At 72.9% G+C, this 25,198-nt stretch carries 25 protein-coding genes and 3 tRNA genes; 15 read left to right on the top strand and 13 right to left on the bottom strand.

Annotation, left to right across the window (positions count from 1 at the left end; translation table 11 throughout):
* Nucleotides 1-6 precede the first annotated feature (6 nt).
* From G6W55_RS09820 to G6W55_RS09805, 4 genes are all read left to right on the top strand, one after another.
* The gene (locus G6W55_RS09820; RefSeq protein WP_175520406.1) at nucleotides 7-918 is read left to right on the top strand and encodes an LPXTG cell wall anchor domain-containing protein; all 912 of its coding nucleotides are present in this window, start codon (nucleotides 7-9) and stop codon (nucleotides 916-918) included.
* A gap of 109 nt (nucleotides 919-1,027) precedes the next feature.
* The gene (locus tag G6W55_RS09815; protein WP_175520405.1) at nucleotides 1,028-1,807 is read left to right on the top strand and encodes an HAD-IIA family hydrolase; all 780 of its coding nucleotides are present in this window, start codon (nucleotides 1,028-1,030) and stop codon (nucleotides 1,805-1,807) included.
* 118 nt (nucleotides 1,808-1,925) lie between these two features.
* The gene (locus tag G6W55_RS09810; protein WP_175520404.1) at nucleotides 1,926-2,537 is read left to right on the top strand and encodes a hypothetical protein; all 612 of its coding nucleotides are present in this window, start codon (nucleotides 1,926-1,928) and stop codon (nucleotides 2,535-2,537) included.
* 3 nt (nucleotides 2,538-2,540) lie between these two features.
* On the top strand, nucleotides 2,541-3,200 hold the full coding sequence (locus G6W55_RS09805; RefSeq protein WP_309243665.1) for a class F sortase: 660 nt from the start codon (nucleotides 2,541-2,543) through the stop codon (nucleotides 3,198-3,200).
* A gap of 64 nt (nucleotides 3,201-3,264) precedes the next feature.
* On the opposite strand, the gene G6W55_RS09800 is transcribed toward G6W55_RS09805, so the two are convergent.
* Nucleotides 3,265-3,338: transfer RNA gene (locus G6W55_RS09800), tRNA-Lys, on the bottom strand.
* 195 nt (nucleotides 3,339-3,533) lie between these two features.
* Here G6W55_RS09800 and G6W55_RS09795 point away from each other — a divergent pair.
* The 4 genes from G6W55_RS09795 to G6W55_RS09780 all read left to right on the top strand — a co-directional run bounded on the left by G6W55_RS09795 (nucleotide 3,534) and on the right by G6W55_RS09780 (nucleotide 7,586).
* Nucleotides 3,534-4,889, top strand: a complete 1,356-nt coding sequence (locus G6W55_RS09795; RefSeq protein WP_175520403.1) for a peptidoglycan-binding protein — start codon at nucleotides 3,534-3,536, stop codon at nucleotides 4,887-4,889.
* 100 nt (nucleotides 4,890-4,989) lie between these two features.
* Nucleotides 4,990-6,171, top strand: coding sequence for an SPFH domain-containing protein (locus G6W55_RS09790; protein WP_175520402.1), 1,182 nt, complete (start codon nucleotides 4,990-4,992; stop codon nucleotides 6,169-6,171).
* A 153-nt stretch (nucleotides 6,172-6,324) separates the two neighbouring features.
* Nucleotides 6,325-6,930 carry a lytic polysaccharide monooxygenase gene (locus G6W55_RS09785; protein WP_175520401.1) on the top strand — a complete coding sequence of 202 codons (606 nt, stop codon included), beginning with the start codon at nucleotides 6,325-6,327 and terminating at the stop codon, nucleotides 6,928-6,930.
* 194 nt (nucleotides 6,931-7,124) lie between these two features.
* The gene (locus G6W55_RS09780; protein ID WP_175520400.1) at nucleotides 7,125-7,586 is read left to right on the top strand and encodes a DUF3592 domain-containing protein; all 462 of its coding nucleotides are present in this window, start codon (nucleotides 7,125-7,127) and stop codon (nucleotides 7,584-7,586) included.
* 55 nt (nucleotides 7,587-7,641) lie between these two features.
* Here the strand turns inward: G6W55_RS09780 and G6W55_RS09775 are convergent.
* The 7 genes from G6W55_RS09775 to G6W55_RS09745 form a co-directional block, all read right to left on the bottom strand.
* Nucleotides 7,642-7,715 (bottom strand) — tRNA-Lys (locus tag G6W55_RS09775).
* Between the two features lie 99 nt (nucleotides 7,716-7,814).
* On the bottom strand, nucleotides 7,815-8,573 hold the full coding sequence (locus tag G6W55_RS09770; RefSeq protein ID WP_175520399.1) for an IclR family transcriptional regulator C-terminal domain-containing protein: 759 nt from the start codon (nucleotides 8,571-8,573) through the stop codon (nucleotides 7,815-7,817).
* A gap of 213 nt (nucleotides 8,574-8,786) precedes the next feature.
* Nucleotides 8,787-9,518, bottom strand: a complete 732-nt coding sequence (gene ehuA / locus G6W55_RS09765) for an ectoine/hydroxyectoine ABC transporter ATP-binding protein EhuA (protein WP_175520398.1) — start codon at nucleotides 9,516-9,518, stop codon at nucleotides 8,787-8,789.
* Complete coding sequence (gene ehuD, locus G6W55_RS09760; protein ID WP_175520397.1) at nucleotides 9,508-10,158, bottom strand: ectoine/hydroxyectoine ABC transporter permease subunit EhuD; 651 nt, start codon at nucleotides 10,156-10,158, stop codon at nucleotides 9,508-9,510. The genes ehuA and ehuD overlap by 11 nt, the downstream gene beginning before the upstream one ends.
* The gene (ehuC, locus tag G6W55_RS09755; protein WP_175520396.1) at nucleotides 10,155-10,799 is read right to left on the bottom strand and encodes an ectoine/hydroxyectoine ABC transporter permease subunit EhuC; all 645 of its coding nucleotides are present in this window, start codon (nucleotides 10,797-10,799) and stop codon (nucleotides 10,155-10,157) included. The genes ehuD and ehuC overlap by 4 nt, the downstream gene beginning before the upstream one ends.
* Nucleotides 10,796-11,728, bottom strand: a complete 933-nt coding sequence (gene ehuB, locus G6W55_RS09750; protein ID WP_175520395.1) for an ectoine/hydroxyectoine ABC transporter substrate-binding protein EhuB — start codon at nucleotides 11,726-11,728, stop codon at nucleotides 10,796-10,798. The genes ehuC and ehuB overlap by 4 nt, the downstream gene beginning before the upstream one ends.
* Nucleotides 11,729-11,807: 79 nt before the next feature.
* Complete coding sequence (locus G6W55_RS09745; RefSeq protein ID WP_175520394.1) at nucleotides 11,808-12,758, bottom strand: D-2-hydroxyacid dehydrogenase; 951 nt, start codon at nucleotides 12,756-12,758, stop codon at nucleotides 11,808-11,810.
* A gap of 162 nt (nucleotides 12,759-12,920) precedes the next feature.
* On the opposite strand from G6W55_RS09745, the gene G6W55_RS09740 reads away from it, so the two are divergent.
* Both G6W55_RS09740 and G6W55_RS09735 read left to right on the top strand, forming a co-directional pair.
* Nucleotides 12,921-13,628 (top strand): decarboxylase, encoded by a 708-nt coding sequence (locus G6W55_RS09740; RefSeq protein WP_175520393.1) that lies wholly within the window; start codon nucleotides 12,921-12,923, stop codon nucleotides 13,626-13,628.
* 97 nt (nucleotides 13,629-13,725) lie between these two features.
* Nucleotides 13,726-14,901, top strand: a complete 1,176-nt coding sequence (locus G6W55_RS09735) for an LLM class flavin-dependent oxidoreductase (RefSeq protein WP_175520392.1) — start codon at nucleotides 13,726-13,728, stop codon at nucleotides 14,899-14,901.
* On the opposite strand, the gene G6W55_RS09730 is transcribed toward G6W55_RS09735, so the two are convergent.
* Entirely contained in the window at nucleotides 14,880-16,751 is a 1,872-nt protein-coding gene (locus G6W55_RS09730; protein WP_175520391.1) for an EAL domain-containing protein, read from the bottom strand. The genes G6W55_RS09735 and G6W55_RS09730 overlap by 22 nt on opposite strands.
* Before the next feature lie 317 nt (nucleotides 16,752-17,068).
* Between G6W55_RS09730 and G6W55_RS09725 the strand changes: the two genes are divergently transcribed.
* The gene (locus tag G6W55_RS09725; protein ID WP_175520390.1) at nucleotides 17,069-18,340 is read left to right on the top strand and encodes a M6 family metalloprotease domain-containing protein; all 1,272 of its coding nucleotides are present in this window, start codon (nucleotides 17,069-17,071) and stop codon (nucleotides 18,338-18,340) included.
* A 59-nt stretch (nucleotides 18,341-18,399) separates the two neighbouring features.
* On the opposite strand, the gene G6W55_RS09720 is transcribed toward G6W55_RS09725, so the two are convergent.
* The 3 genes from G6W55_RS09720 to G6W55_RS09710 form a co-directional block, all read right to left on the bottom strand.
* Nucleotides 18,400-18,473 (bottom strand) — tRNA-Lys (locus tag G6W55_RS09720).
* Nucleotides 18,464-19,048 carry a bifunctional DNA primase/polymerase gene (locus G6W55_RS09715; protein WP_085207536.1) on the bottom strand — a complete coding sequence of 195 codons (585 nt, stop codon included), beginning with the start codon at nucleotides 19,046-19,048 and terminating at the stop codon, nucleotides 18,464-18,466. The genes G6W55_RS09720 and G6W55_RS09715 overlap by 10 nt, the downstream gene beginning before the upstream one ends.
* 516 nt (nucleotides 19,049-19,564) lie before the next feature.
* Nucleotides 19,565-19,933: a hypothetical protein gene (locus G6W55_RS09710; protein ID WP_175520389.1), complete on the bottom strand. Its 369-nt coding sequence runs from the start codon at nucleotides 19,931-19,933 to the stop codon at nucleotides 19,565-19,567.
* A 715-nt stretch (nucleotides 19,934-20,648) separates the two neighbouring features.
* Between G6W55_RS09710 and G6W55_RS39385 the strand changes: the two genes are divergently transcribed.
* Genes G6W55_RS39385 through G6W55_RS09690 form a run of 4 tightly spaced genes read left to right on the top strand, consistent with a single transcriptional unit; the run spans nucleotide 20,649 to nucleotide 23,593 of the window.
* A complete protein-coding gene (locus G6W55_RS39385; protein WP_175520388.1) occupies nucleotides 20,649-21,377 on the top strand; it encodes a sigma factor-like helix-turn-helix DNA-binding protein in 729 nt (242 codons plus the stop codon).
* Nucleotides 21,378-21,411: 34 nt separating this feature from the next.
* On the top strand, nucleotides 21,412-22,110 hold the full coding sequence (locus tag G6W55_RS09700) for a hypothetical protein (protein WP_175520387.1): 699 nt from the start codon (nucleotides 21,412-21,414) through the stop codon (nucleotides 22,108-22,110).
* 57 nt (nucleotides 22,111-22,167) lie between these two features.
* Nucleotides 22,168-23,229, top strand: coding sequence for a hypothetical protein (locus tag G6W55_RS09695; RefSeq protein ID WP_175520386.1), 1,062 nt, complete (start codon nucleotides 22,168-22,170; stop codon nucleotides 23,227-23,229).
* A 31-nt stretch (nucleotides 23,230-23,260) separates the two neighbouring features.
* A complete protein-coding gene (locus G6W55_RS09690) occupies nucleotides 23,261-23,593 on the top strand; it encodes a hypothetical protein (RefSeq protein ID WP_175520385.1) in 333 nt (110 codons plus the stop codon).
* A 221-nt stretch (nucleotides 23,594-23,814) separates the two neighbouring features.
* On the opposite strand, the gene G6W55_RS09685 is transcribed toward G6W55_RS09690, so the two are convergent.
* Nucleotides 23,815-25,161, bottom strand: coding sequence for an AAA family ATPase (locus G6W55_RS09685; RefSeq protein WP_175520510.1), 1,347 nt, complete (start codon nucleotides 25,159-25,161; stop codon nucleotides 23,815-23,817).
* Nucleotides 25,162-25,198 lie beyond the last annotated feature (37 nt).

The raw sequence follows: 25,198 nt of genomic DNA, 5'->3' as shown, positions 1-25,198 counted from the left end.
GTGTCCATGCGACCGTGCACGCACGCCACCCTCTGCCTGGCCACCGCCGCCGCCCTGCTCGCCGTGCCCGCGCGGGCCCGCGCGGCCGAGGAGCCCGGCCCCCGTTGCGCGGGCGCGGACACCGGCGCCTTCCCCCTCACCACGCGCCTGCGCGGCGGCCCGCGCGCCTACCGGCCCGGCGCCGGCCACGGCACCTGGTACCTCGACCTGACCAACACCACCGACGGCACCTGCACCGGCATCCACCCCGTCGTCGTCCTGGTCGACGCCCGCCGCACGCTCGAACCCGCCCAGCCCCGCCTGGAGTTCTACGCCGACGGCCGCCCCCACCCCGTCCGCTTCGAGACCACCGACGAGGACGAACTCGTCGGAGCGTTCACCGAGGGCCCCGAGGGATCCGAGGGGACCGCCGGGGAGTTCCCCGGCTTCACCGTCGGCCCCGGCCGCACCCTCAGCGTCCGGCTGCGCCTGGCGCTCGCCGCCGGCACCGCGCCCAACGACGTCACCGTCAACGCGGCCGTCGTCCAGCGGCAGGGCGACGACGGCGAATGGGTCGGCCAGTCGAACGACTACCGCTTCTCGGTCAGCCCCGAAGCCGACCCGGACCCCGACGCCCACCCCGACGCCGAATCCGAAGCCGCCCCCGACCCCACGTCCCCCGCGGCCACCGCCTCCCCACCCCCCGGCCGCACCCCCGCGCCCCCCGTCAAACCCGGCAAGCCGTCCGCCGAGACCGTCCGGCCGGGCACGTCCGACGGGCCCACCGGTACGACGGCGACCGCCTCCCCGTCCGGCGACCGGGCCGACGACGAGGAACTGGCCAGCACCGGCCCCCTCCCCACCGCCGCCCTCACCGCGGCCGCGGCCCTGCTCCTCACCCTCGGCGCGCTCCTCGTACGGGCCCGTCGGCGCCGCTGAGTCCCAGCAGGTGGACGCTTCCGAACCGGCCGTTCCCTCAAGATCGGGCCTGTGACTACGCTGGAGCGACGCGCCACCGCGTACACGCGTACGGCAGGAGATCTCGCACATGGCAGACCGCAGGCCCATCGAGTCGTGGCTCACCGACATGGACGGCGTGCTCATCCACGAGGGCGTCCCGATCCCCGGCGCCGACACCTTCCTGAAGAAGCTGCGGGACTCGGGCAAGCCGTTCCTGGTGCTCACCAACAACTCGATCTACACCCCGCGCGACCTGCACGCCCGCCTCCAGCGCATGGGCCTGGACGTGCCGATCGCCAACATCTGGACCTCCGCGCTGGCCACGGCCCAGTTCCTGGACGACCAGCGGCCCGGCGGCACGGCGTACGTCATCGGCGAGGCCGGTCTGACCACCGCGCTGCACGACATCGGCTACATCCTCACCGACCACGAGCCGGACTACGTCGTCCTCGGCGAGACCCGCACGTACTCCTTCGAGGCGATGACGAAGGCGGTCCGGCTGATCGACGGCGGGGCCCGGTTCATCTGCACCAACCCGGACGAGACCGGCCCCTCCACCGAGGGCCGTCTCCCGGCCACCGGGGCGGTCGCCGCGCTGATCACCAAGGCGACCGGCAAGCAGCCGTACTTCGCGGGCAAGCCCAACCCGCTGATGATGCGCACCGGACTGAACGCCATCGGCGCCCACTCCGAGACCAGCGCGATGATCGGCGACCGCATGGACACCGACGTCCTCGCGGGCATGGAAGCCGGGATGCAGACCTTCCTGGTGCTCACCGGCCTCACCCGCCCCGAGCAGGTGGAGGACTTCCCGTACCGGCCGTCGAAGGTCGTGGACTCCATCGCGGACCTCGTGGACCGCATCTGACCTGGCAGGATCGAAACCCGGCGGCAGAGTGACGCTACCCGTTCGGAGTAGTGAAACCCCGCGTGAGGATGCGCCGCGGGTCCTTCCGGGGGAGCCTCCAGATAGCTGGAGGTTCACGATGAGTTCACTGAAAGTCACTTTGTGTGCGGGTGCCGCGGCCCTGACCGCGGTGCTCGTCCCGGCGTCGTACGCGACGGCGGCGGACGGCGGCGGAAGCGTCACGCTGACGCCCTCGAACCCGGTCGCGGGCGGCGAGGTCGCCCTGCGGGTCAGCGGCTGCGTGGGCAGTACGGCCGTCGCCGTGTCCGAGGCGTTCGTCTCGGACGCCCGGCTGGTCGGCGCCGGCGGCATGCTCGCCGGTGAGACCAAGGTCCGCTCCTCGATCGGCGCCGGCACCTACGACGTGAAGATCACCTGCGTCGACTTCCAGGTGAAGGGCCGGATCAAGGTCGTCGCCGGGGCCCTGCCGGCCGATCCGTCGGCGCCGCGCGTGCCGACGTCCCCCGCCACCGCGACCGCCACCGTCACCGCGACCGCGACCGCACCCGTCACCCCGATCGCGCCCGTGCGCGCGGGCGGCGGCGGCAGCGCGCCGCTCGCCGCCGCGGAGGCGGGGCGGACCACGGACGGCCCCGGGACCGCGCAGGCGGTCACCGGTCTGGTGCTGGCCGGGGTCGCCGCGGCCGTCGTCGCGTTCCGGGGTGTCCGCCGGAGCCGCAGGGCGGGCTGACCCGTGCCCGACGAGCGCGAACGCTCCTCCGGCCGTCTCATCACCTGCGCCGCCTGGGCCCTGCTGCTGCTCGGCCTGTGGATGTGGGGGCGTGAGGTGACCGAGGGGCCGGGCGGGTCCGCGGCGACCACGGGTGACGTGGCCGCGGTGGGCCGCCCGGACGGCGCCGGGCTGCCGCCCGCGGCCGCCCCGCTGGCGCAGGCGCTGCCGCAGCGCATCGACATACCCGAGCTGGGGGTGCAGGCGCCGGTGGTGGCCCGCGGTCTGGACACCCGGGGCGGGATCGACCCGCCGCCCTTCGACCAGGCGGGTGTCGTCGGCTGGTTCGCGGCGGGCGCGAAGCCCGGTGCGCCGGGCACCGCCCTGATGGTCGGGCACGTCGACACCGAGACCCGGCCCGCCGTCTTCTACAAGCTCAGCACCCTGCGGGCCGGCAAGACCATCCGGGTGGCCCGTGACGACGGGAAGATCGCCGAGTTCACGGTGGACGGCGTCGAGGTCGTCCCGCGCGACCGCTTCGACGCCCGGCAGGCGTACGGGCCGCGCCGCCCGGGCCGTGCCGAGCTGCGGCTGATCACCTGCGGCGGCACCTTCGACCGGGCCACCCGCAGCTATACGGCGAACGTGGTCGTGTCGGCGTATCTGACGGGCACCGGCGGGTGACCGCCGCAGCCGTCCGGTCACCGCAAAAGGCCCCCCGCTTCCGCGAGGGGCCTTTCACCGTCTGTGCGCCGCCAGGGACTCGAACCCCGGACCCGCTGATTAAGAGTCAGCTGCTCTAACCAACTGAGCTAGCGGCGCCTGCTGACAGGCAGAACTCTACATGACCTCCGGAGCACCCCCGACCACGGAGCCGGCCGGTGGATCGGGGGCCGGGCCGCGCACCCGGCGGCGTACATCATTCGGACCGTCAGCATGCGCGCCGCGAAGACAGTTGGGAAACTGACGAATGTGCACAGTCGCGGACATTTCCATCTGGAGGGTGAGGGGAAGCGCATGGATACTCCGGCGTTCGAGGAATTCGATCCCGAGAGTGACTGCGAATGCCCCGGATGCGTTCACTGGCGACGGGTGGCGCCCCGCGCCGGGTCGGGCGGGAGAGGCGGGATCGTCGGTCATCCGGCCGCCCACCGCACGCTCGTCGTCGCCGCGGCCCTCGGCGCCGGTCACGCCGCACCCGCCGTCGCAGCCCCGCACGCCCCGGCGCTGCCCGGCGTTCCCGCACGTGAGGAGCCCGACACCCCGCAGGGGACGGCCGCCCCGCTGCACGGGACGAGCGTCCCGCCGGGGAAGTCGGGGCAGTCGTCGGGGCCGGTCAAGACGCCTCCGACGACCCGGGCCGACATCATCCGGCGGGCCAAGGAATGGGTCACGGCGAAAGTGCCGTACAGCATGACCGCCTACTGGTCCGACGGATACCGGCAGGACTGCTCCGGCTACGTCTCGAAGGCGTGGAACCTGCCCGGGAACGAGTGGACGGGCAGTCTCGCGCAGTTCGGGACGCGTATCACCAAGGAGGAACTCCAGCCCGGCGACATCCTGCTGTTCCACAATCCGTCCGACCCGCAGAAGGGCTCGCACGTCGTCATCTTCGGCGGCTGGACGGACTACACGCACACCTACTACACCGTCTACGAGCAGACCCGCCCGACCACCCGCCGCCAGTCCACGCCCTACGCCTACTGGAGCCACTCCAGCAGTTACGTCCCCTACCGCTACAAGGGGGTCACGGCCGCCGACAGCTCCAAGGACGGCTCGGCGGCGGGCCCGGAGCCGGCCGACGGCGATACGGCCTACCCCGGGCGGGCGTCCTTCGGGCCGGGGGCCAACAATGCGCACGTCACCCGGCTCGGGCAGCTCCTCGTCGCGCGTGGCGGTGCCCGTTTCTACGCCTCGGGGCCCGGCCCGCGCTGGACCGACGCCGATCTGCGGGCCACCCGGGCGTTCCAGCAGGCGCAGGGGTGGACCGGTGCCGACGCCGACGGGCTGCCGGGCCCGGTGACCTGGTCCCTGCTGGTCACCGGGAAGGGCAAGAACATCCCGGCGGCGCAGGTCACGACCCCGACGGCCCCCGGTGCGGGAGGTCCGCCCGTCTCCACCCCGGCGCCGCAGGTCCCCGCCTTCCCCGGCCGGGCGCTGTTCCGGCCCGGCGCGAACAACGCCCAGGTCACGCAGTTGGGGAAACAGCTTGTGAAGAAAGGATTCGGCAGGTTCTACACGACGGGTCCGGGACCGCGCTGGACCGAGGCGGACCGGCGTGCCGTCGAGGCGTTCCAGCGCACCCAGGGCTGGCGGGGCGGCGCGGCGGACGGCTACCCGGGGCCGGAGACCTGGAGGCGCCTGTTCTCGTAGCCGCACCGGGGCGCCGGCCCCACGCGACCGGTTCCGGTCCGGCCGGTCCTCACTCACTTCACCGTCATGGCGTATCTGGCGCGGAGGCTGGAGGCACGCAATGAGCACGACCACCACTTCACACACCCCCGAGCCGGAGGGCACGGCGAACCCCCCGGCCGAGGAGCCGACCCCCACGGCCCCGCCGCTCGGTGCCGCCGAGTTCGCGGCACCCCGCCCCACCCCCCGGCTCATCCAGAACGAGGCGACCACCGAGATCCCCGTCCATCTGCTGTTCCGCGACGAGGCCGAGCCGCGGACCGCGGCGACGGCGCCCGCCGTGGTGGGGAGCCGCGCCGGGACCGGGGAGCAGCCGAGGCTGCGCCGCCCGGGTCCGATGCGCCCGCGTCCGGCGGCCGAGGTGGACCCGGCGCTGGTGGAGCGCAGGGCGCGGGTGCTGCCCGGCGCGGTCGGGGTGCTGGCCGGGGCCTGCGGGGCGGCGGGGTGCCTGGCCACCTCGTGGTGGGCCGGGGTGCTGCCCCCGCTGATGTCCGACGCGCTGCGGCTGCCGGTGCTGGCCGGCACCGGGCTGGGGCCGGCGCAGTGGGCGGCGTACGCGGGTGCCGGCGCCCTCGGGATGTTCGGCTTCGGCGGTCTGGCGCGCGGCCGGACCGGGCGGGCCTGGGTGCTCGGTCTGTTCGGCCGCTACCGGGGGACCGTGCGCCGCACCGGTCTGCTCTGGGTGAACCCGCTGCTGCTGCGCCGCCGGGTGGACGTCCGGCTGCGGCACTGGCGCAGTGAGCCGATGGCGGCGGCCGACGGCAGCGGGGTCGCGCTGCGGGTCGTCGTCCTGGTGGTGTGGCGGGTGCGGGACACCGCGCGGGCGACGCTCGGGGTGGAGGACCACGAGACGTATCTGCGGGAGTGCGTGGAGGCGGCGCTGGCCCGGATCCCGGTGGAGGCGCCGGGTTCGGGGCGGGGTTCGGTCGACGCGGCGGGCGAGGCGCTGACCCGGCGGGTGGCGCGGGAGGCGGGGGCGATCGGCCTGGAGGTGTACTCGGTGCAGCCGCTGCGGGTGGAGTACGCCCCGGAGGTGGCCGCCGCGATGCACCGGCGCCGGATCGCCGCGCTGGACGCCCAGCACCGGGCGACCGTGCTGACCTCGGTCGTCGACTCGGTGGAGGACACGGTGACCCGGCTGACCATGCGGGGGCTGGTGGAGTTGGACGACTACGAGCGCAAGGCGCTGGTGAAGGACCTGACCGTCGCCTTCTGCTCGGCGCGCGGGGAACAGGCGCCCTGACGGGAGACCGGCGGCGCGTCACGTCAATGGCGCGATTCGATCGTGCGATTGGTATGGACATGTTCAAGGAACGGTCATAACCTCAGACTTGGTCTAGACCTGCATCAGCTCACAGAACTCCCAGAACTCCCCACGTTCTCCAGGAGCGGCAGCATGCGCACACGGACCAAGCTCTATGCCGCCGTGCTCGGCCTCGCCACCACGGGAGCCTTCGTGCTCTCGTCCGGCGGCGCCAGCAGCCACGGCTACACCGACCTGCCCATCAGCAGGCAGAAACTCTGTCAGAACGGATCGGTCGCCAACTGCGGCGACATCCAGTGGGAGCCGCAGAGCGTCGAGGGCCCGAAGGGCTTCCCGGCGTCCGGCGCGGCCGACGGACAACTGTGTTCCGGGAACAACACCCGGTTCGCCCAGCTCGACCGCCCGAAGGCCCCGAACGGCGGGGCGTGGCCGGCCACCAAGGTGAACGGCGGGCAGAGCTACACCTTCCGCTGGCAGTTCACCGCCATGCACGCGACGACCGACTTCAAGTACTACGTGACCAAGGCGGGCTGGAACCAGAACCACAACCTGGCCCGCTCCGACCTCAACCTCACACCGTTCCTGACCGTGCCCTACAACGGTCAGCGGCCGCCTTCCACCCTCTCGCACAGCGGCACCCTGCCGTCCGGGCTCAGCGGCCGGCACGTGATCCTCGCGGTGTGGACGATCGCCGACACGACCAACGCGTTCTACGCCTGCTCGGACGTCACCTTCTGACCGCCGCGTTCCGCCCCTGAGAGGGCAGTCTCCGTGGGCACCGTGCCGGACCCCACCCGCGCACGGCGCCCACGGATCCTCCGGCGTGCGCGCCGGACTTCTGAGCTTCCCTTGAGACGAACCCCCGGCCGGGCTGGGTACGGTCCCTGCACGCCGGCCGTCCGGGCCGCGCGGTGATGCCCCGGGGGGAATCCGTGGAAGCAGTGTTCGTCGTCGTGCCGTTGCTCATGATCGCCTTCGCGCTCGTCGGCGTGTTCGCGGTCGTCAACCGGTCCCGGCGGGTCAGCCGGGCCTGGAACAGCGGTCTGACCGCCGAGGCGCGCTGTCTGCGCACATACACGACGACCAGTGGCGGCGGCGACCGGATGGTGCGCACGACCCTGCACCACGTCTACGAGTTCGCCGCCCGGGACGGCCGTGCCGTGCGCTTCGAGGAGACGGGCGGGCCGGGCACGATCCTCGAAGGCGACGTCGTCACCGTCCACTACACGGCGGAGGACCCCGAGCACGCGACGGCCAGGCGGCCCGCGCCCGGGAGGCTGTTCGCCGAGTCGGGGTGCGTGCTGCTCTTCCTCGGCGGCTTCATCGCGTTCTGCGTCGCCTTCCTGGTCACCGCGCACCTGGTCATCGGCGAGGTCGACCAGCTCATGCCGTGACACGCCGCCGGGATGCCGAAGGGCCCCTCGTGATCCACGAGGGGCCCTTCTTCTGTGCGCCGCCAGGGACTCGAACCCCGGACCCGCTGATTAAGAGTCAGCTGCTCTAACCAACTGAGCTAGCGGCGCATGACTCCCGCCGTCCGCGTGCCGCGGCCGACGACAGAGAAAATACTACCTGGTCCGCGCGGGTGCTTCCGACCACCGCCGACCACGCCGGGCGCCGCCTCAGATGGCGAGGGAGAGCAGCACCGGGGTCGCGTTCCTGTTCAGGGCGTCCGCCGCCTGGCGCAGACGGTGGGCGTGGGCGACCGGCAGGGAGAGGGCCAGGCAGCCCACCGAGGCGCCGGCGGTGATCGGGACGGCCGCGCAGACCGTGCCCACCGCGTACTCCTGGAGGTCGAGCGTCGGGACCGTGGGCGGCTGTGCCTCCAGCCGGGACAGCAGCAGCTTGTCGCTGGTGATGGTGCGCGAGGTCAGGCGCGCCATCTTGTACCGGGAGAGATGGTCGCGCCGGCCGTTGTGGTCGAGCTGGCCGAGCAGGCTCTTGCCGAGCGCGGTGGCGTGCGCGGAGGAGCGGAAGTCGAACCACTCGTTGACGGCCGGGGTGGCGGGGCCCGCGGCGTACTGGTCGACGGTGATCTCGCCGTCCACGTACCGGCTGACGTAGACGGCGGCGCCGATCGAGTCCCGCAGCCGGTCCAGGGTGTGCTGGACGGTCTCGCGCAGCGCCTGCCGGTGTCCCTCGGCGGCGCCCAGGCGGGCGAGCGCGGCGCCGGTGACGTAGGCGCCGTCGGCGATCTGCTCGACGTAGCCCTCGCGGCGGAGCATGCGCAGCAGGGGGGTCAGCCGGTCCGCGCCGAGGCCGGTCCTGCGGGCCAGCTCCGTGGCGGTGACGCCGGTGGTCTGCCGTGCCACGGTCTCCAGCACGCGCAGGGCTTCCTGAGCGGAGTGGTAGGGCGCGGTCGGCTCGTGCTTGAGCGCCACGGCGGGTCCCCCCTGGTCGCTTTCCGGCCTGATCCTGTTCCGGCGTGATCCTTACGGTGATCCTTGCTGGCGAATCATTTCCACGATAACGGCCAAGGGGCCCGTGCGGAGGGGTTGTTGACGAGAATCCGTTCCGGTCCGGGGCCGCTCAACTGGGAAACCGGCCCGCTGGCACATGCCCCGGGCATGTCCCGTCGCCGGGAGCTGGGACTCTCAGAGCACCGCGCCCAGGAACTCCCGGGTCCGCTCCTCCTCCGGATCGTTGAAGATCTTCTCCGGCGGGCCCGACTCCACGATCCGCCCCGCGTCGAACATCAGTACCTGATCCGATATGTCTCGGGCGAAATTCATCTCGTGGGTCACACAGAGCATCGTGATGTCGGTGCTGCGCGCGATGTCCCTGAGCAGATCCAGCACCCCCGCGACCAGTTCGGGGTCGAGGGCCGAGGTCACCTCGTCGAGCAGCAGCACCTGCGGCCGCATCGCAAGCGCCCGCGCGATCGCCACCCGCTGCTGCTGGCCGCCCGACAGCCGGGACGGCCGCGCGTCGCACTTGTCGGACAGCCCGACCAGCTCCAGCAGTTCGCGGGCCCGCTCCTCCGCCTCGTCCTTCGACAGCCCGAGGACCGTGGTCGGCGCCTCGGTGAGGTTTCTCAGCACGCTCATGTTCGGGAACAGGTTGAACTGCTGGAACACCATCCCGATCTTCCGCCGCACCGCCCGGACCTGCCGCTCCGGTGCCGGGAACAGCCGCTCCCCGTCGACGGTGATCGTCCCCTCGTCGGGCTTCGTGAGGGTCATCAGCATCCGCAGGATGGTCGTCTTCCCGGACCCGGACGGGCCGATGAGGGTGACGTGCTTGCCGGGCTTCACGGAGAAGTCCAGACCGTCGAGGACCGTCTGGTCCCCGAACCGCTTGGTGACACGGGTGAATTCAACGGACAAGGCGACGCTCCAGGGTGCGCAGAAGAAGGGAGGCGAGGGAGGAGATGACGATGAAGGCCACGCCGATGACGGTGAGGGGCTCGGTGAACCGGAAGCTCGCCTGCGAGAACAGCCGCGCCCGGCCGAGCATCTCCAGCACGGTGATCGCCATCAGCATCGGCGTGTCCTTGAGCATGGCGATGACGTAGTTGCCGAGCGCCGGCACCACCCTGCGGACCGCCTGCGGCAGGATCACCGCACGCCAGGTCCGCGCCCTCGACAGGTTCAGCGCGATCGCCGCCTCCCACTGCCCCGGCGGCACGCCCTCGATACCGGCCCGGTAGACCTGCATGGTGTACGTCGAGTAGTGCAGCCCGATCGCCACCACACCGGTGGTCATCGCGGACAGGGTCAGCCCCCACTCCGGCAGCACGTAGAAGAGGAAGAACAACTGCACCAGCAGCGGGGTGTCCCGGACGAACTCGGTGACGGTCCCCACCGGCCAGCGCACCCACCGGGTCGGCGCCCGCATCAGCAGCGCCCACACCAGCCCCAGCGTGAACGCGATCAGCGACCCGACGGCCAGCGCCTGGAGCGTGACGACGAGCCCTTCCCGGAACAGCGGCATGAAGTCGCGTACGGCGTCCCAGTCCCAGTTCATCGCAGCCCCGCCTTCAGCCGAGTCTCCAGACCGCGCATCAGCCGGGTGAGCAGGAACGCGATCACGAAGTAGATGAGCAGTACGTACGTGTAGATCTCGGCGCTCTCCTGGAGCGCGAGGCGCACCAGGTTGCCGCTGAACGCCAGGTCGCCCATGCCCATCACCGACACCAGCGCGGTGCCCTTGAGCAGCTCGACCAGCAGGTTCGAGAACGGCGGGATCATCTCCGGCACCGCCTGCGGCAGCAGGATCCGGCGCAGCCGCTGCCCGGGGGTGAAGCCGAGCGCGATCCCGCCCTCGTTCTGCGCCGGGTCGACGGCGAGCAGCGCGCCGCGCACGATCTCCGCGCCGTACGCCCCGTAGGTCAGGCCGAGGGCCAGGGTGCCCGCCCACAGCGGGACGAGCTGCCAGCCGAAGGCGGGCGGCAGCACGAAGAACACCCAGAAGATCATCACCAGGGCCGAGGTCCCGCGGAACACCTCGGTGTAGAAGCCCGCGAGGAAGCGGACCGCCCACCACCGGTGGACGCGCCCGATCCCGGCCGTGAAGGCCACGGCGGCGCCGAGCAGCGCGCTGAGCACCAGGAGCTGGACGGTCGTCCAGACACCCGTGAGCACCAGCTCCCAGAGTCCTGTCGTCATCCGCCGCACAGCTCCTTCGCGGTCAGGTCCGTCATCTCGGCCTCGGTGAACCCGAAGGGCCGCAGGATCCGGAACAGTTCGCCGCTCTTCTTCAGCTTGTGCAGCTCGGTGTTGAAGGCGTCCCGCAGCCGGGTCTCGGTCGGCCGGAACGCGAACGCGCCGCCGTCGACGTGCGGTCGGCCGTCGACGAGCGGGGTGAACGGCTTCGTCGCCTCGGCCTTCGCCGACTTCTTCACGACCTCCCGGGCGGTCAGGGCCGTCCCGGCGAACACGTCGGCCCGGCCGGCCTCCACCGCGTTCAGCCCGGCGACCTGGTCCGGCACGATCAGGATGTCCTTCTCCGGATACCCCGCCTCCACGGCGTACTGGATCTCGGCGTACCCGGTGCCGGTCGCGAACCGGGCCTTCCTCGCCACCACGTCCCGGTAGTCGCGCAGCCCCATCGGGTTGCCCTTGCGGACGATGAACGCGTCCAGCATCTGGTAGTCCGGGTCGGCGAAGATCACCTGCGCGCAGCGGTCCGGGTTGACGTACATCCCGGCCGCCACGACGTCGAACTGCTGGGAGTTCAGGCCCGGTACGAGCGAGCCGAACTCGGTGGGCACGGGCTGCACCCGGTCGACCCCGAGCCGCTTGAAGATCACCCGGCCCAGCTCGGGCGCCTCGCCGGTCAGCCGGCCGTCCCGGTCGATGTAGCCGAACGGGATCTCGCCGGCGATGCCGAGCCGGACGACCCCGGCCGCCCTCAGCCGCTCCAGCAGATCACCGCCGTCGGAGGAGGAGGCGGTGGCCACCCGGGAGCAGCCCACCGCCCCGACCGCGCCGAGCGCCGCCACCCCCGCGAGCAGCGATCGGCGGGTGGGGGACGGGCGGTTCGTGAGGGATATGGGGTTTCTGTCGTTTCTGAGGTGTCCGGTGGGTCGAGCCATGGCGGCGCGGCTACCCGGGCGCCCGCCGGTTATGCGGGGGCGTCCTGTGAGGGGAGTGTGGACGGGGCGCGGACGTCCGTCACCGGCCGGGCACGTACCCCAGCGCCTTGTCGACGACGTTCTTCAGCGGCCGTCCCGCCGCCCAGCGCTCGAACAGGTCCACGAACTGCGCGCCGAGTTCGTCGTGCCGGCCGACCGTCGCGCCCGCCAGGTGCGGGGACACCAGCAGGCCCGGCACCCGCCACAGCGGGCTGTCCGGCGGCAGCGGCTCGGTGTCCGCGACGTCCACGGCGGCGCCCGCGATCCAGCGACTGCGCACCGCCCGCACCAGGGCGTCCTCGACGACCAGCCCGCCCCGGCCGACGTTCACGAACCGCGCCGAGGGCTGCATCACCCCGAACCGCCGCACGTCGAACATGCCGGCCGTCCGCTCGGTGAGCGGCGCGGCCGCGATCACCCAGTCGGCGCGGGCGAGCAGCCGGTCGAGGTCGTCGGGGCCGTGGATGCCGGTGCGCGCGACCCGTCCGACGAGCGCGGTGGTCAGACCGAGCGCCTTGAGGGACCGGGCGACCGCCCGCCCGACCGGTCCCGACCCGACGACCACGGCCCGGCCGCCGGCCACCCGAGGGGTCTCCCGGGGCCGCCACTCGCCGCGCCGCTGCGCCTCCCAGGTGCCGGGCAGGTCCTTCGCCATCGCCAGGACCAGCGCGGCCACGTACTCGGCGACCGGCTCCTCGAAGAGACCGCGCGCGGTCGTCACCACCGTGTCGGACGCGGCCAGTTCCGGGCACAGCACCCGCTCCGCGCCCGCGCTCGCCGTGTGCACCCACCCCGGCCGCGGCCCCTCACCCGGCCAGACGGCCGGTACGGCGTCGGAGGCGGCGTCCCACACCAGCAGCACGTCGGCCTCCGGCAGCCGGGCGGCGAGGGTGCCGGCGTCGGCGTGCACCACCCGCACCCGGCCGGTGAGCCGGCCCAGCCGGGGGAGGGGATCGGCGTCGAGGACGAGGAGCGTGGGGACGACGGCCATCCGGTGCCTTTCGTGACCAGGGCCGACCACGCTCGCAGCCCCGCCCGGTGCCGTCAACACGCCGTGCGGACCGCCGGACAGGTGACGTACGGGGCGCGGTGCGGCGCCTCGGCTGGGTACCCGGGTACTGCCGGAACAAGAGCAGCAGCAGGAAGGCTGGACATGACCGCACTCGGATTCCTCTCCCCGGGCCCCTCGGCCGCGGACGACTACCCCCGTATCGAGCAGCTTCTGGGCAGTGACATCCGGCTCGACCTGGTCCGTACGGACCGGCCGGCCGAGGGCGTGGAGCAACTGCGCCTCGCGGGGGTGGAGGCTGTCGTGTGGGTCTGCGCGGACGAGGGCGTCGCCCCGGACCCGGACACCGCCCGGAACCGGCTGCGCGACCTGGCCACGACCGCGGGCGTCCCGGCCTCCTCCACGCCCTTCGCGTTCGTGCGCGCGGCCCGGGAGATCGACGCGATGCCGGTCGCGGTGAGCGCGTCCGGCACACCGGAGGAGACGGCGCGCTTCGCGGAGTTCCTGCGGGCGGGGGGACTTGAGGTCGTGGGGGACACGGGGGCCGGCCCGGCGGAGGTGACCGGCGGGGACGAGACGGCCGACGGGGGCGAGGAGGCAGGCGGGGACGAGGAAGCCGCCCTGCTCGCCCTCGCCCGTGCCGCCGACGATCCCCGCGCCCGGGCGGTGCTGCTTCCCGACCCCGATCTGTCCACGGCCGCGCATCTGCCCGCCCTGGAGGCCGCGCTGGGCAAGCCGGTGCTCACCGCCAGCCAGGTCGCCGTCTGGGAGGCGCTGCGGCTGACCGACCGGCGGGTGCACGCGCCGGAACTGGGGGCGCTGTTCACCCGGGAGCCGATCGTGCAGGTGTGACACCGGCGGGGACGGCTCGGGGCCCGCGGGAATAAACGGGGACACCCTCCTGTTACGACGCGTCGGACACCGTAGGCCCCGAGAGCAGGAGGACCCCGTGGCGGCAGACGAGACGGCGGCGGACGCGACCGCGACGGACGGCCCCGCGACGGACGGTCCCGCAGCGGCTCATGGTCCCGCGGCGGACGCGACGGACGGGATCCGCGGTGCCGCGCACGGCACCGCGCCCGCGCCCCTGTCCGTCCTCGACCTGGTCACCGTCGGCTCCGGACACACCGCCACCGACGCCCTGCGCACCAGCGTCGACCTGGCCCGGTTCGCCGAGTCCCGCGGCTTCCACCGCTACTGGGTCGCCGAGCACCACTCGATGCCCGGTGTCGCCTCCTCCTCGCCCGCGGTGATCCTCGCCCATCTCGCCGCCCACACCGAGCGCATCCGGCTCGGCTCGGGCGGCGTCATGCTGCCCAACCACGCGCCCCTGGTCATCGCGGAGCAGTTCGGCACCCTGGAGGCGCTCGCCCCGCACCGCGTCGACCTCGGCCTCGGCCGCGCCCCCGGCACCGACGGGGCGACCGCCGCCGCCCTGCGCCGCGCCGACGGACCGCCCGAGGGCGCCGACGACTTCCCCGAGCAACTCGCCGAGCTGACCCGGTTCCTGGACGACGACTTCCCTCCCGGCCACCCCTACGCCCGGATCCACGCCGTGCCGGGACCGGTGCAGGCGACCGCCCCGGGCGGGGTGCAGTCCCGGCACCGCCCGCCGGTCTGGCTGCTCGGCTCCTCCGGCTTCAGCGCCCGCCTCGCCGGACTGCTCGGGCTGCCGTTCGCCTTCGCGCACCACTTCTCCGCGCAGAACACGATCCCGGCGCTCGACCTGTACCGGGAGTCCTTCCGCCCGTCCGCGGTGCTCGCCGAGCCGTACGCGCTGATCGGCGTCTCGGTGCTCGCCGCCGACGATGCGCGCGAGGCCCGCCGCCAGGTGCTCGCGACCGGCCTCAACATGGTCCGGCTGCGCACCGGCCGCCCGGGGCTCTTCCCCTCCCCGGAGGAGACCGAGGCCCATGTGTTCACCGAACTGGAGCGGGAGTTCGTCGACTCCTGGGCGGCGAACATCGTCCACGGCACCGCCGACGAGGTCCGCTCCGGACTCGACGACCTCCACAAGCGCACCGGCGCCGACGAGCTGATGCTCACCAGCCACGCCCACCGGGGCGCGTTGAGGCTGCGCTCCTACGAACTCGTCGCCGACGCCTACGGGTTGCCGACCGCGTAGGGCGTGGCGCCCAGCAGCAGTTCGGAGATGCGGTCCGGCGGCACCGGACGGGAGTACAGCCAGCCCTGTCCGGTGTCGCAGCCGATGCTGCGCAGCCGGGTGGCCTGCGCGGAGGTCTCCACGCACTCGGCGGTGACGGTCAGTCCGAGCCGGTGGGCGAGGTCGATCATCGCCGCGACGACCACCTCGTCGGCCGGGTTGGGCGCGGCGCCCGTCCCCTCGTACTGGAAACCGCGCACGAACGACCCGTCGAGCTTGAGCACCGACACCGGCAGCCGGCTGAGGTAGGCGAGGTTGGAGTAGCCGGTCCCGAAGTCGTCGATGGCGATGTGCACGCCCATGTCGCTGAGCGCCTGGAGGGCCTGGAGCGGGCGGCCCGCCGAGCCCATCACGGCCGACTCGGTCAGTTCGAGCTGGAGCAGATGCGGGGCCAGCCCGGTCTCGGCGAGGATCTCCGCCACGTCCGCGACCAGATCGGAGTCCCAGACCTGACGGACCGCCACGTTGACGCTGACGAACAGCGGCGGTTCGTCCGGGTTGTCGAGCTGCCAGCGGCGGGCCTGCCGGCAGGCGGTGGCCAGAACCCAGCGGCCGAGCGGCACGATCGAGCCGTCCTCCTCGGCGAGGGCGACGAACCGATTCGGCGGCAGCAGCCCGAACCGGGGGTGGTCCCAGCGCACCAGCGCCTCCACCCCGCGCAGCCGGCCGTCCGCCATGCCCACTAGCGGCTGGTAGTCGAGCCGGAACTCCCCGCGCTCGATGGCGGGCCGCAGCGTCGAGGCGAGCGCCTGGCGGGTCATCAGATGGGCGTTGCGCTCCGGGTCGAACAGCGTCCAGCGGTCCTTGCCGTCCACCTTCGCCCAGTACAGCGTGGTGTCGGCGGCCTGCATCAGCCCGGTCGCGGTGGTGCCGGCCGCGTGCCGTTCGACGACGCCGATCGACGCGGAGACGTTGATCCGCTGCCCCGTCAGGTCGAACGGCGCCTGGAGCGCCTTCAGCACGGACTCGGCGAGGTCGGCGAGCTGCTCGGTGCCGGTGGAGTCCTCCACCAGCAGCGCGAACTCGTCCCCGCCGAGCCGGGCCACCAGCGGCACGCTCGGCCGGTTGCGGCCGGCCTCCTTGGCACACTCCGTCAGCCGCTCGGCGACGGCGGCCAGCAGCCGGTCGCCGACCCGGTGGCCGAGGGTGTCGTTGACCGCCTTGAAGCCGTCCAGGTCCAGATAGCACAGGCCGATCCGGCCGGTCCCGCCCTGTTCGTACGACTCCGCCTCCAGCGCCGCCGTCACCCGCTCGAAGAACAGCGTGCGGTTGGGCAGCCGGGTCACCGGATCGTGCATCTGGAGGTGCCGCAGCCGCGCCTGGAGATCACGGCGGGCGCTGATGTCGGCCACCGACAGCAGCACGCCGGGCGTGCGGTCGTCCAGCGGGGAGACGGTGATCCGGGCCCACAGGGTGCGCCCGTCGGGGTGCTTGAGCCGCCGGGTGCAGCGCAGCCGGGCCTGCCGGCCGCCCAGCACCTCACGGTAGGCGTGCCAGGTGCGGGCGTCGGAGGCGAGGTCCAGCAGATCGGCGGCGACCCGCCCGGCCAGAGCGGCCGTCGCGACGCCGAGCAGCTCGCCGAGCGCGTCGTTGGCGTCGACCACCGCGCCCTCGCGGTCCACGAGCGCCATGGCGAGCGGGGCGGTCGCGAAGACGGACCGGTAGGCCGCGCCGTTCGCCCTCTTCGTCTTTCCCGCCTCCGGTGCTCCCCGCGTGCCTCCCGTACCAGTGGCAGTCTGGTTGTCACTCTCTGTGACGGCTGACCGGTCGAGGTCTGCCGCGGGCGTCGGCCCTTCGGACGTTCCGCTCACCGCTCGCTCCCGCAGTGCACTCGATCTCTGTCCGCGCAGGAAAGTGTGCCGATCATAGAGGCTGCCCCCGGACCCGCGCAGCCACTGCCCAGTGTCCCGTAACGACCCACCGTTCTGACAGATCGTTTCTGCCCGTAGCCGGACCGGTTCTGCGGACCCCTGACCGCATGTGACGTTCCGTGAGAAGACCGGGGGTGTCGGAAGTGATGCCCGCTTTCGCCCGCCTCACTCTTCTGGGGCAGACAAACAGGGCGTAGTACGACAAATTCACACAGGCTGGGTGGCGGTGTCCCGCGAACCGCTCCCGGAGGTCCGACGTGCCGCGACTCTTCCCGCGCCCCCGACTGCGCAGCACCGCGGCCATGGCCACCACCCTGTCGGCGCTCGTCGCGACCTCCCTGTTCAGCGGCCCCTCGGTCGCCGAACCCTTCGCGACCGCCCCCTGCGCCCTGAAGCGCACCGCCGCCCACCACTCCGAGGGCCTCGACACCTGGAACACCGCCTACCCGCGCCCCGCCCGCTCCCTCGACGCCGTGATGGTCTTCCTGTCCTTCCCTGACCGGGTCCCGAGCGTCACCCCGGCCGCGCTGGCCGCCGACCACTTCCCCGCCACCAGCCGCTTCTTCCGGCAGGCGTCCTACGGCCGGTTCAGCCTGCGCGTCCACCCCCTGAAGCGCTGGATCCGGATGCCGAAGCCGTCCACCGCCTACGCCATACAGCGCGACTGGAGCCCCGGACACCGGGCCGCCTATCTGCGCGACGCGCTCGCCGCCGCCGATCCCCGGGTGGACTTCTCCCGCTACGACATCGTCTACTTCGTCGCCGACCCGGACGCGCCGGGCGTCGACTCGGACGCCACGAAGGTCGTCAACCTGGACGTCCCGCTGCGCGCCGACGGCACGGACATCCGGCGGGTCGTCACCGTCTTCGAGAAGCATCCGCCGGACCGGCTGGTCCTCGCCCACGAGACCGGGCACGTCTTCGACCTGCCCGACCTGTACCGGCGGCCCGCCGACGGCAAGGGCGACTGGGACACCCATGTCGGCGACTGGGATCTGATGGGCAGTCAGTTCGGCCTGGCGCCGGACCTGTTCGGCTGGCACAAGTGGAAACTGGGCTGGCTGGAACCCCGCCAGGTGGTGTGCGTGAACGGTCCCGGCCCGGCCCGGCTGACCCTGGAGCCGCTGGGTGCGGGACCGGGCGTGCCGGTCACCCGGGCCACCGGCTCGCCCTCCTTCGGCCTCGGCCACGGCACCAAGCTGGCGGTGGTCCGCACGGGGCCGCGCAGTGTGCTGGCCTTCGAGGCGCGTGAGCCAGTGGGCAACGACCGGCAGGTCTGCCGGGCCGGGATCCTCGTCTACCGGGTCAGCAGCGACGCCCAGTCCGGCCGGGGTCCGGTGGAGGTCGTCGACGCCCACCCCCGCACGGAGGCGTGCTGGGAGTCGTCCGTCTATCCGCCCCTCGCGGACGCCCCGGTGGGGGTGGGGGAGACCTTCACGATCCCCGGCGCGGGCGGCGTCCGGGTCGAGGTGCAGAGCCGCACGGCGGCGGGGGCGTGGACGGTGCGGATCACGCCGGCGCGTGTGTGAGACAGGTGCGCGGGCATGTGAAAGGCCCCTCGCTCTCGCGAGGGGCCTTTCACCGTCTGTGCGCCGCCAGGGACTCGAACCCCGGACCCGCTGATTAAGAGTCAGCTGCTCTAACCAACTGAGCTAGCGGCGCCTGCTGACGTCGTAGACCTTAGCATCCTGATCCTGGGGAGGAAAAATCGAAATACGCACCGCCGCGCGGGCCGCCCGGACGGCCGCCCAGAGCAGGATCTCGGGGCCCGGCAGCCAGGGCTGGCGGGTGTCCGGGGCGACCAGCCAGCGGGTGCCCGACAGGGCGGGGGCGGCGGGGCAGGTGGGGGAGACGGGTGGGGCGGCGTCGCGCACCGAGGGCACGGTCACCGCGTCGCCGGTGCCGTGGCACAGCAATGGCGGGATCGCGCCCTTGCGGTCGTACTCCTCCCAGCGCAGCAGCGACGGCAGCCGCTGGGCCGTGCCCGGCGCGGCGAACAGCAGGGTCCGGCCGCGGAACACCGCCACCGGCCCGGAACCCGGCCCGTCGCCCCACAGCCGGTCCAGCATCAGCCGCCCGAACACCGCCGGCACGCTGACGACGTCGAAGACGGAACCGCACGGCAGCACCACCGGGGCCTCCGGCCGCTCGTCCCACAGGGCGAGGGTGCTGCGCGGGTAGGTTCCGGCGGAGGCCAGCCAGGCGGCCCCGTCCGCGGTCACACAAGCGCTGCTCATGACCCACAGGTGTACCGGGGGTGAGCATCCGGCTTCCGAGAGTTGCGCAAAGCCGGGACAGGGCGGAGGGGGAGCGGGTATCTTGCCCGCCCGGCATATGCCAGACGGGGCTGCGCGGCACGCGTGCGCGACGGGTGGCGGCTCTCGGGTCGCGGCCCCACGGGTCGCGGGCCCCACGGGTCGCGGGCCCCACGGGTCGCGGGCCCCACGGGTCGCGGGCCCCACAGATCGCGGCCCCGACGGGACGTGGCCCCCTGGATCGTGCCTGCCGGATGATGCCTCTCGGGGCGTGGCCCCACGGGGCGTGGCCCACGGGTCGTGGCCCCCTGGATCGTGCCCGACGGATCGTGCCCGACGGATGGTGCCTCTCGGGTCGTGACCTCTCGGTCGTGGTTCCCACGGGTCGCGGCCCCCACGGGTCGTGAACTCATGGGTCGTGACCCCACGGATCGCGGGCCCACGGGACGTGGCCCACGGATCGTGGCCCCACCGGATCGTGCCCCACGGGCTGGCGCCCTACAGCGGGTCGAGATGCCCCCGGCCCTCGGCGTCGCCGCGCAGCAGGTCCCGGCCGAACTCGACCATCTTCTTCGCGTAGTCCTCGGTCCACTCGGCCCGCTCGGCGATGTCCGCGTGCGTCAGCCGGTCGAAGCGGCGCGGGTCGGCGAGCTGGGCCGCCGCCATCGCCTGGAACTCCACCGCCCGGTCGGCCGCCGCCCGGAACGCCACCGTCAGCTCCGTCGCGCGCGTCAGCAGCGCGCCGGGGTCGTCTATCGACTCCAGATCGAAGAAGTGCTCCGGATCGCCGGCCGCCTCCGCCGGCTCGAAGAGCAGGGGCGCGGGGCGTAGCCGCGGTTCGTGCCGACGCGGCGTGGGCTCCGCCATGTCTTCTCCTCCTCGTACGCTGCGAATGCGGACCACCTTCCATTGTCCCCCGGCCCCGCAAGAGGCCCTCGGCTCCGTGTTCTGTCCGTGGGGCTTCCGGGGCCCGCTTGTCGAAGGCTTCCCAGGGCCCCCGCCACTCAAGGCTTTCAGGCCACGCGATGTTCCCTGTTTCCCGGGACGCGCCCGTCGACACGGCGTGGGGCCGTTCCGCGTCGGCTGTTTCCCGGGCGCGTCGAGGTGTGCCCGGGGGGGCGCGGAGAGGTGGTGCGCGCCCGCGCAAAGGCCCCTCGCGAGGGCGGGTCAAGGCGGCTCGCCGCGCAGTTTTTGTGCAGGTATTGAAGGGGTGTGGGCGTCCCGCCGCCGCTATTTGAGTGACCTGTGTCACCTCTTGCAACTGCACGTGAAATTACGCCTTCCCGCAAATTTTCGTTGAACTGTCTATGAATCGGTGGAGCGCCAGCTTGCACGGGGTGGCGCATCGGCTTCCGGGGTGGCGATCCGTGGCGTTACGCGACTGCAAATCTGCCGAGAAGTGCGCCGGGTGCCGTCGGGCGAGGGTCCTTGAAAACTCGTGGCCGGAGGGCTGCACGATCAGGCGTTCCGGTCCGCTTATCTGTTTCTCAGAGCAATCACGCTCAGGCGCGCGACCCACGCCGAACGGGGGGCGGACGTGGTCAACGGCGCCGCTGAAGAAGGAGGAAGGACCACCGGTTCTGTGAACGACGACGTAGGCAGCTCCACGCCCGCGCCCGCCCCCGGCACCGTGGCACGGCCCCTCGTGCCCGGAGGGCGCCCGGGCACCCTGGTTCACCACGGCCCCCCGTCCACCGCGTCCCCGGCCGGAGGCCGGGAGGGCGACGCGGAGAGGGCGATGGCCGAACTCATCGACTCCATGCCACCGGAGTTCTGGCAGTTCCACGCACGCTACGCCCCGGCGTACTACGCGTACACGCTGATCCACCTCGGCGACGAGGCCGTCAGCCGCTATCTGGTCGACATGACCTTCGTCTACCTCGCCATGGACTGGCGCCATGTGGCCCCCGATCCGGACCACTACGCCTGGTCGCTGCTGAAGGACCGGGTGGCCGCCGAACTGGAGGAGCAGGGCCGCACACCGGCCGCGACGGAGACGCTCGCCTTCAGCCGCGCCGTCCAGGCCGCCGCGGCTCCGTTCCTGGCCTCGTTCCGTGAACGGTTCCGCGCGGCCTACGGATGCCGGGACGGCGAACTCGCGGACGACATCGAGCTGTTCGAGCACATGGCACGGCTCAGCGAACGCCACTTCGACGTCCTCGTGCTCCAGAAGGCGCTGGGTTTCAGCACCAGGGACACGGCTCTGATCATGGGCGTCAGTCCGGCGACGGTCCGCTCGACCCGCCGCAACGCCAAGGAGCGGCTGGCGGCCGCCATGGGCTGTCAGCTCGACCCCGACCCCGACGACTAGAAGACCACGCGAAGACGACCAGAAGGAGAGCCCCATGACTCGCTCCCTGCGCACCATCAACGACATCCTCGACCGGGCCCGTGTCCTCCAGGGCTCGTACACCCGCGCGGACCTGGAAGCCGCGCGGGAGACGGTGGCCCGTAGGGTCAACGAGCTGCGCTGGGAGCGAGCCCTGGACGACACGGCGGTGCCGTCCACCCGGCCGGCGGTCCGGCACGAACGGGCGACGACCGACCTGCGTCTGCTGGCCCGCGCCGTCATCCGCGACCCGGGGGCCGTCGGCCGGGTCACGGCGTTCGACGACCACCGCGAACCCGACGGCGCGCTGGCCTTCGCCTGCCTGCTCTATGTCGCCGAGCCGGACGGCGGCGCCCAGTTCTGGTGGGAGTACGCGGCCGGGGCGGGCAGTGTCACCGGCGCGCTGTGCCTGTATCTGATGCACCTCAGCCGCAGCGAGCTGCGGGACGCCAGGCACTGGGCGCATCAGATAGGCGATCTCCGCGACCTGGGCTGGGACGGCTACATGCCGGTCGACCACCGGGCCGAACGGGTGGACGCCGACCCGCTGTTGGGCACCGCCGTCCGCTACGTCCTGCCGCCCGGGCGGGCCGTGCCGGAGGCGGCGGTGCGGGACGCGGTGGGTCGGCTGGCGGCGGAGGACGCCGGGCTGGGGCCCGTACGGCAGCCCACCGCCGATCTCGCCGGGCGCTGGTGCGACCTGGCATCGGTATGAGGCGGTTCGGCGCGTACGCGCGGCGACGGTACGCGCGTACCTGGACAAGGAGTTCGCTTGCACTTCCCCTTTGACGGTGACGGACGGTCGGCTCCCCTCGGCGCGGACGGAGTGACGGCCCGCGCCGCGCACGCCGCGCTCCTAGAACTGGACGCCTTGAGGCGGGAGACGGCCCGAGGGCAGGAACCCGCCCAGGACCTGCCGCCTTCGGGCGTCCCCGGCCAGACCGAATACTGGGTCGGCAAGGCCGTCCGGGCCAGGCGCCGTCTCACCGATGCTGTGGAGAAGAACCTGCGCGCGGTGTCCAACGTCGCTGGCCGGCCGGTGACCGTGCTCGGCGCCGACGGCTGCCTGGACGAACGCATGCTGGCCTTCCGGGCGCGTGTCGCCCGGGGTGAGCCCGTCGTGTCCGTCTCCGACAGCGGATGCCTGCGCCGTTGGCTGTCCACCACCGACGGCACCGCCGCGTCCCTGTCGATCATCACGTTCGTTCCGGGCCGGCCGCTCCACGCCGCCGTCGTCACCGCCGGCGCCGCGCTGCTGTCGGACTGCTCCGGCTCCTGGCGTCTGACCCTCGCCGACGGCTGGCAGGCGATGACCGGCGAACCCCTGGTCGCCGATCCCGACCCCGACCACATCGTCCTGCCCCAAGCCCTGGAGCATCTCGCACCCGGGCTGAGCAGGCACTACGCGGAACCCATCTTTCCCCGTGACACCAGTTCTGCCATCGCCCGGGCCGTCCTCGGCGGCGCCGTGCCCGTCGCCGTCCACTTCACCGAGCACGTCCTCAACTCCGCGATACTTCCCGTCGCCGTCGGTCATGGCATGGCCGTCCGCGTCGACGGCGGCAGGCTCATCGAGAAGCCCTGGGACGCCAGCCGTCACCTCTACAAAGCCCTCACCGGCGAGATCCCCTTCGGTGAAGAACACGTCATCGCCCGCGACCTGTGGGCCATCAAGCGCGCCACACGCGTCCTCGCCCGCGAGCGACACCTGGCCGAGCGGACGCACCCGCTCGATGCGCCCTTCGACATGGCCTACGAGGACGACCTCTTCGGCTTCGACTTCGACTTCGACGCCTTCGGAGACCTCGGCGACTTCGGCGACGAGGACATCTGACCACCGCCCCCTTCCCCCCAAGGACAGTGCAGTGACCGACCACCTCAACCTCGTCACCGACGAGCCGGCCCCGACCACCGGATGGCGTTTCAGCGTCGTCCCGCCCAAGGACGTGTGGACCACGTGGTTCCGCACGGCGAAAGCCGTCCGCCGCCCCGCGGGCAGCCTGGCCCTGCCGGCCATCGCCACCACCGCCACCCTGCACTTCACCCACACCCTGCACCAGGACGACACCCTCATGACCCTCGGACTGACCGCCCTCACCGTCGGCTACGACGCCGTCATAGCCGTCTGCCGCACCCACGAGAAGATCGCCGACCGGCAGTACCCCGCCGTACCCGACGGCACCCGCCGGGCGGCCTGAATCAGGGACTTCACCGCACGCGATACTCCGCGAGGTGCGCCAGCACCGCGTGGTTCGCCTCCCAGCCGTCGGGGCTGTATTCATCGGCCGCCTCCGGCGGCGTGCCGGACGCCGTCCGGCGGGAGGGCGGTGGAGGGGCCGCGGGTTGCATCGCCGGAGATGGAGCGGCCAGGGTCGGGTGGCGTGTGCGGCGGGCGTCGGTGCGGCGGTCGCCGGGGAGGTCAGGGTCTCCACCGCACCCGATGTTCCCCGAGGTGCGCCAGGACCGCGTGGTTCGCCTCCCAGCCGTCCGGGAACTTCACCAGCGTTCCCAGTTGGACCGGTTCCGTGGACGGGTAGTCGTCGAGGAGGTCGCCGACGCCCGCGCGGCAGACCACCACGCACGCGTGCCGGTGGCGGGAGGTCAGGACGCACAGGCGGCCGGTCTCCAGGTGGAAGGCGGTGGCGTCGGGGCGGCCTGACAGCGGGTGGAGGACGACCGTGACGTCGAACTCCATGCCCTGGAGCCGGTTCGCGGTGTCCACGGTCACGTCCGTCACCCCCAGCTCGGCCAGCGCGGCCCGCACCGCCGCCGCCTGGTCGCGGTGGGCGGTGCCGACGGCCACCCGGTCCGCCGTCAGCGGGCTCGGGTCCGGTGAGCGCTCCGACGTCGCCGCGCCGCCCCGGTCGAGGAGCCGCCGTACGACGACGGCCACCGCCCGGACCGCCTCCGGGTCGGTGCGGGGCGTGTGCCGCGCGGGCAGCTCCAGCAGGCCCCAGCCGGACTCCGCCGCCTCGTCGATCACCCGGTCGGGACCGGAGCCGTCCGAGGGCACGGCGAAGGAGAGCCGGCGGTCGCCGTGCCCGGTGCCGCTGCGGAACGGGGTGTACGGGTAGAAGGCGTCCGAGACCAGCGGCGCCGCCGACGCCGGGAGCCGCCAGGACACCGGCAGCCGGTGCTGCGGCAGTTCGGGGTTGTGGGCCAGCAGGGTCGTCACCGCCGAGGCCGACGGGTCGTACGACAGGCCCGCCCACTGCTCGCTGCCCACGATCGCGAACGGGTCGAGCTGCCCCGGGTCGCCCACGAACAGCGCCCGCTCGAACAGCCCGGCCACCGCCAGCAGCCCGTCCGAGCGCATCTGGTACGCCTCGTCCACGATCGCGTGCCGCCACGGCTCGTCGACCTTCACATGCGCCCACTTGGCCGCCGTGGAGATGACGACCGGCAGCCCGGCGAGATCGGCGGCCTTCGCCGACTTGCGGACGTTGTCCAGCGCGTCGAGCGCCTTGTCGTAGGGGTCGGCGTCACTGCTGTGCAGCCGGCCCACCGGCAGCCCGGGGCTCTTCTCGGCGAGCCGCAGCACCAGGTCGTCCACCTGCGCGTTGGTCTGCGCGACCACCATCAGGGGGCGCCCCGCGTCGGCGAGTTCCAGCGCCGCGCGGACCACGAGCGTGGACTTGCCGGCCCCGGGCGGGGAGTCGACGACCACCCCGCGCGCGGTGCCGTGCAGGGTGTCCCGCAGGATCGCGTCCGTCGCGCGTCCGGCGGCGGTACCGGGGTCGAGGACGGACTCGGTGGCCCCCGCCACGGCCCCCGCCGCGCCTCTCTCGACGGCTTCCTCGGTG

The sequence above is a fragment of the Streptomyces sp. CAI-85 genome, from assembly GCF_013363615.1.
GTDB lineage: Bacteria > Actinomycetota > Actinomycetes > Streptomycetales > Streptomycetaceae > Streptomyces > Streptomyces antibioticus_B.
The sequence above is the reverse complement of the archived record's forward strand: the minus strand, read 5'-3'. Positions and strand labels throughout refer to the sequence as shown.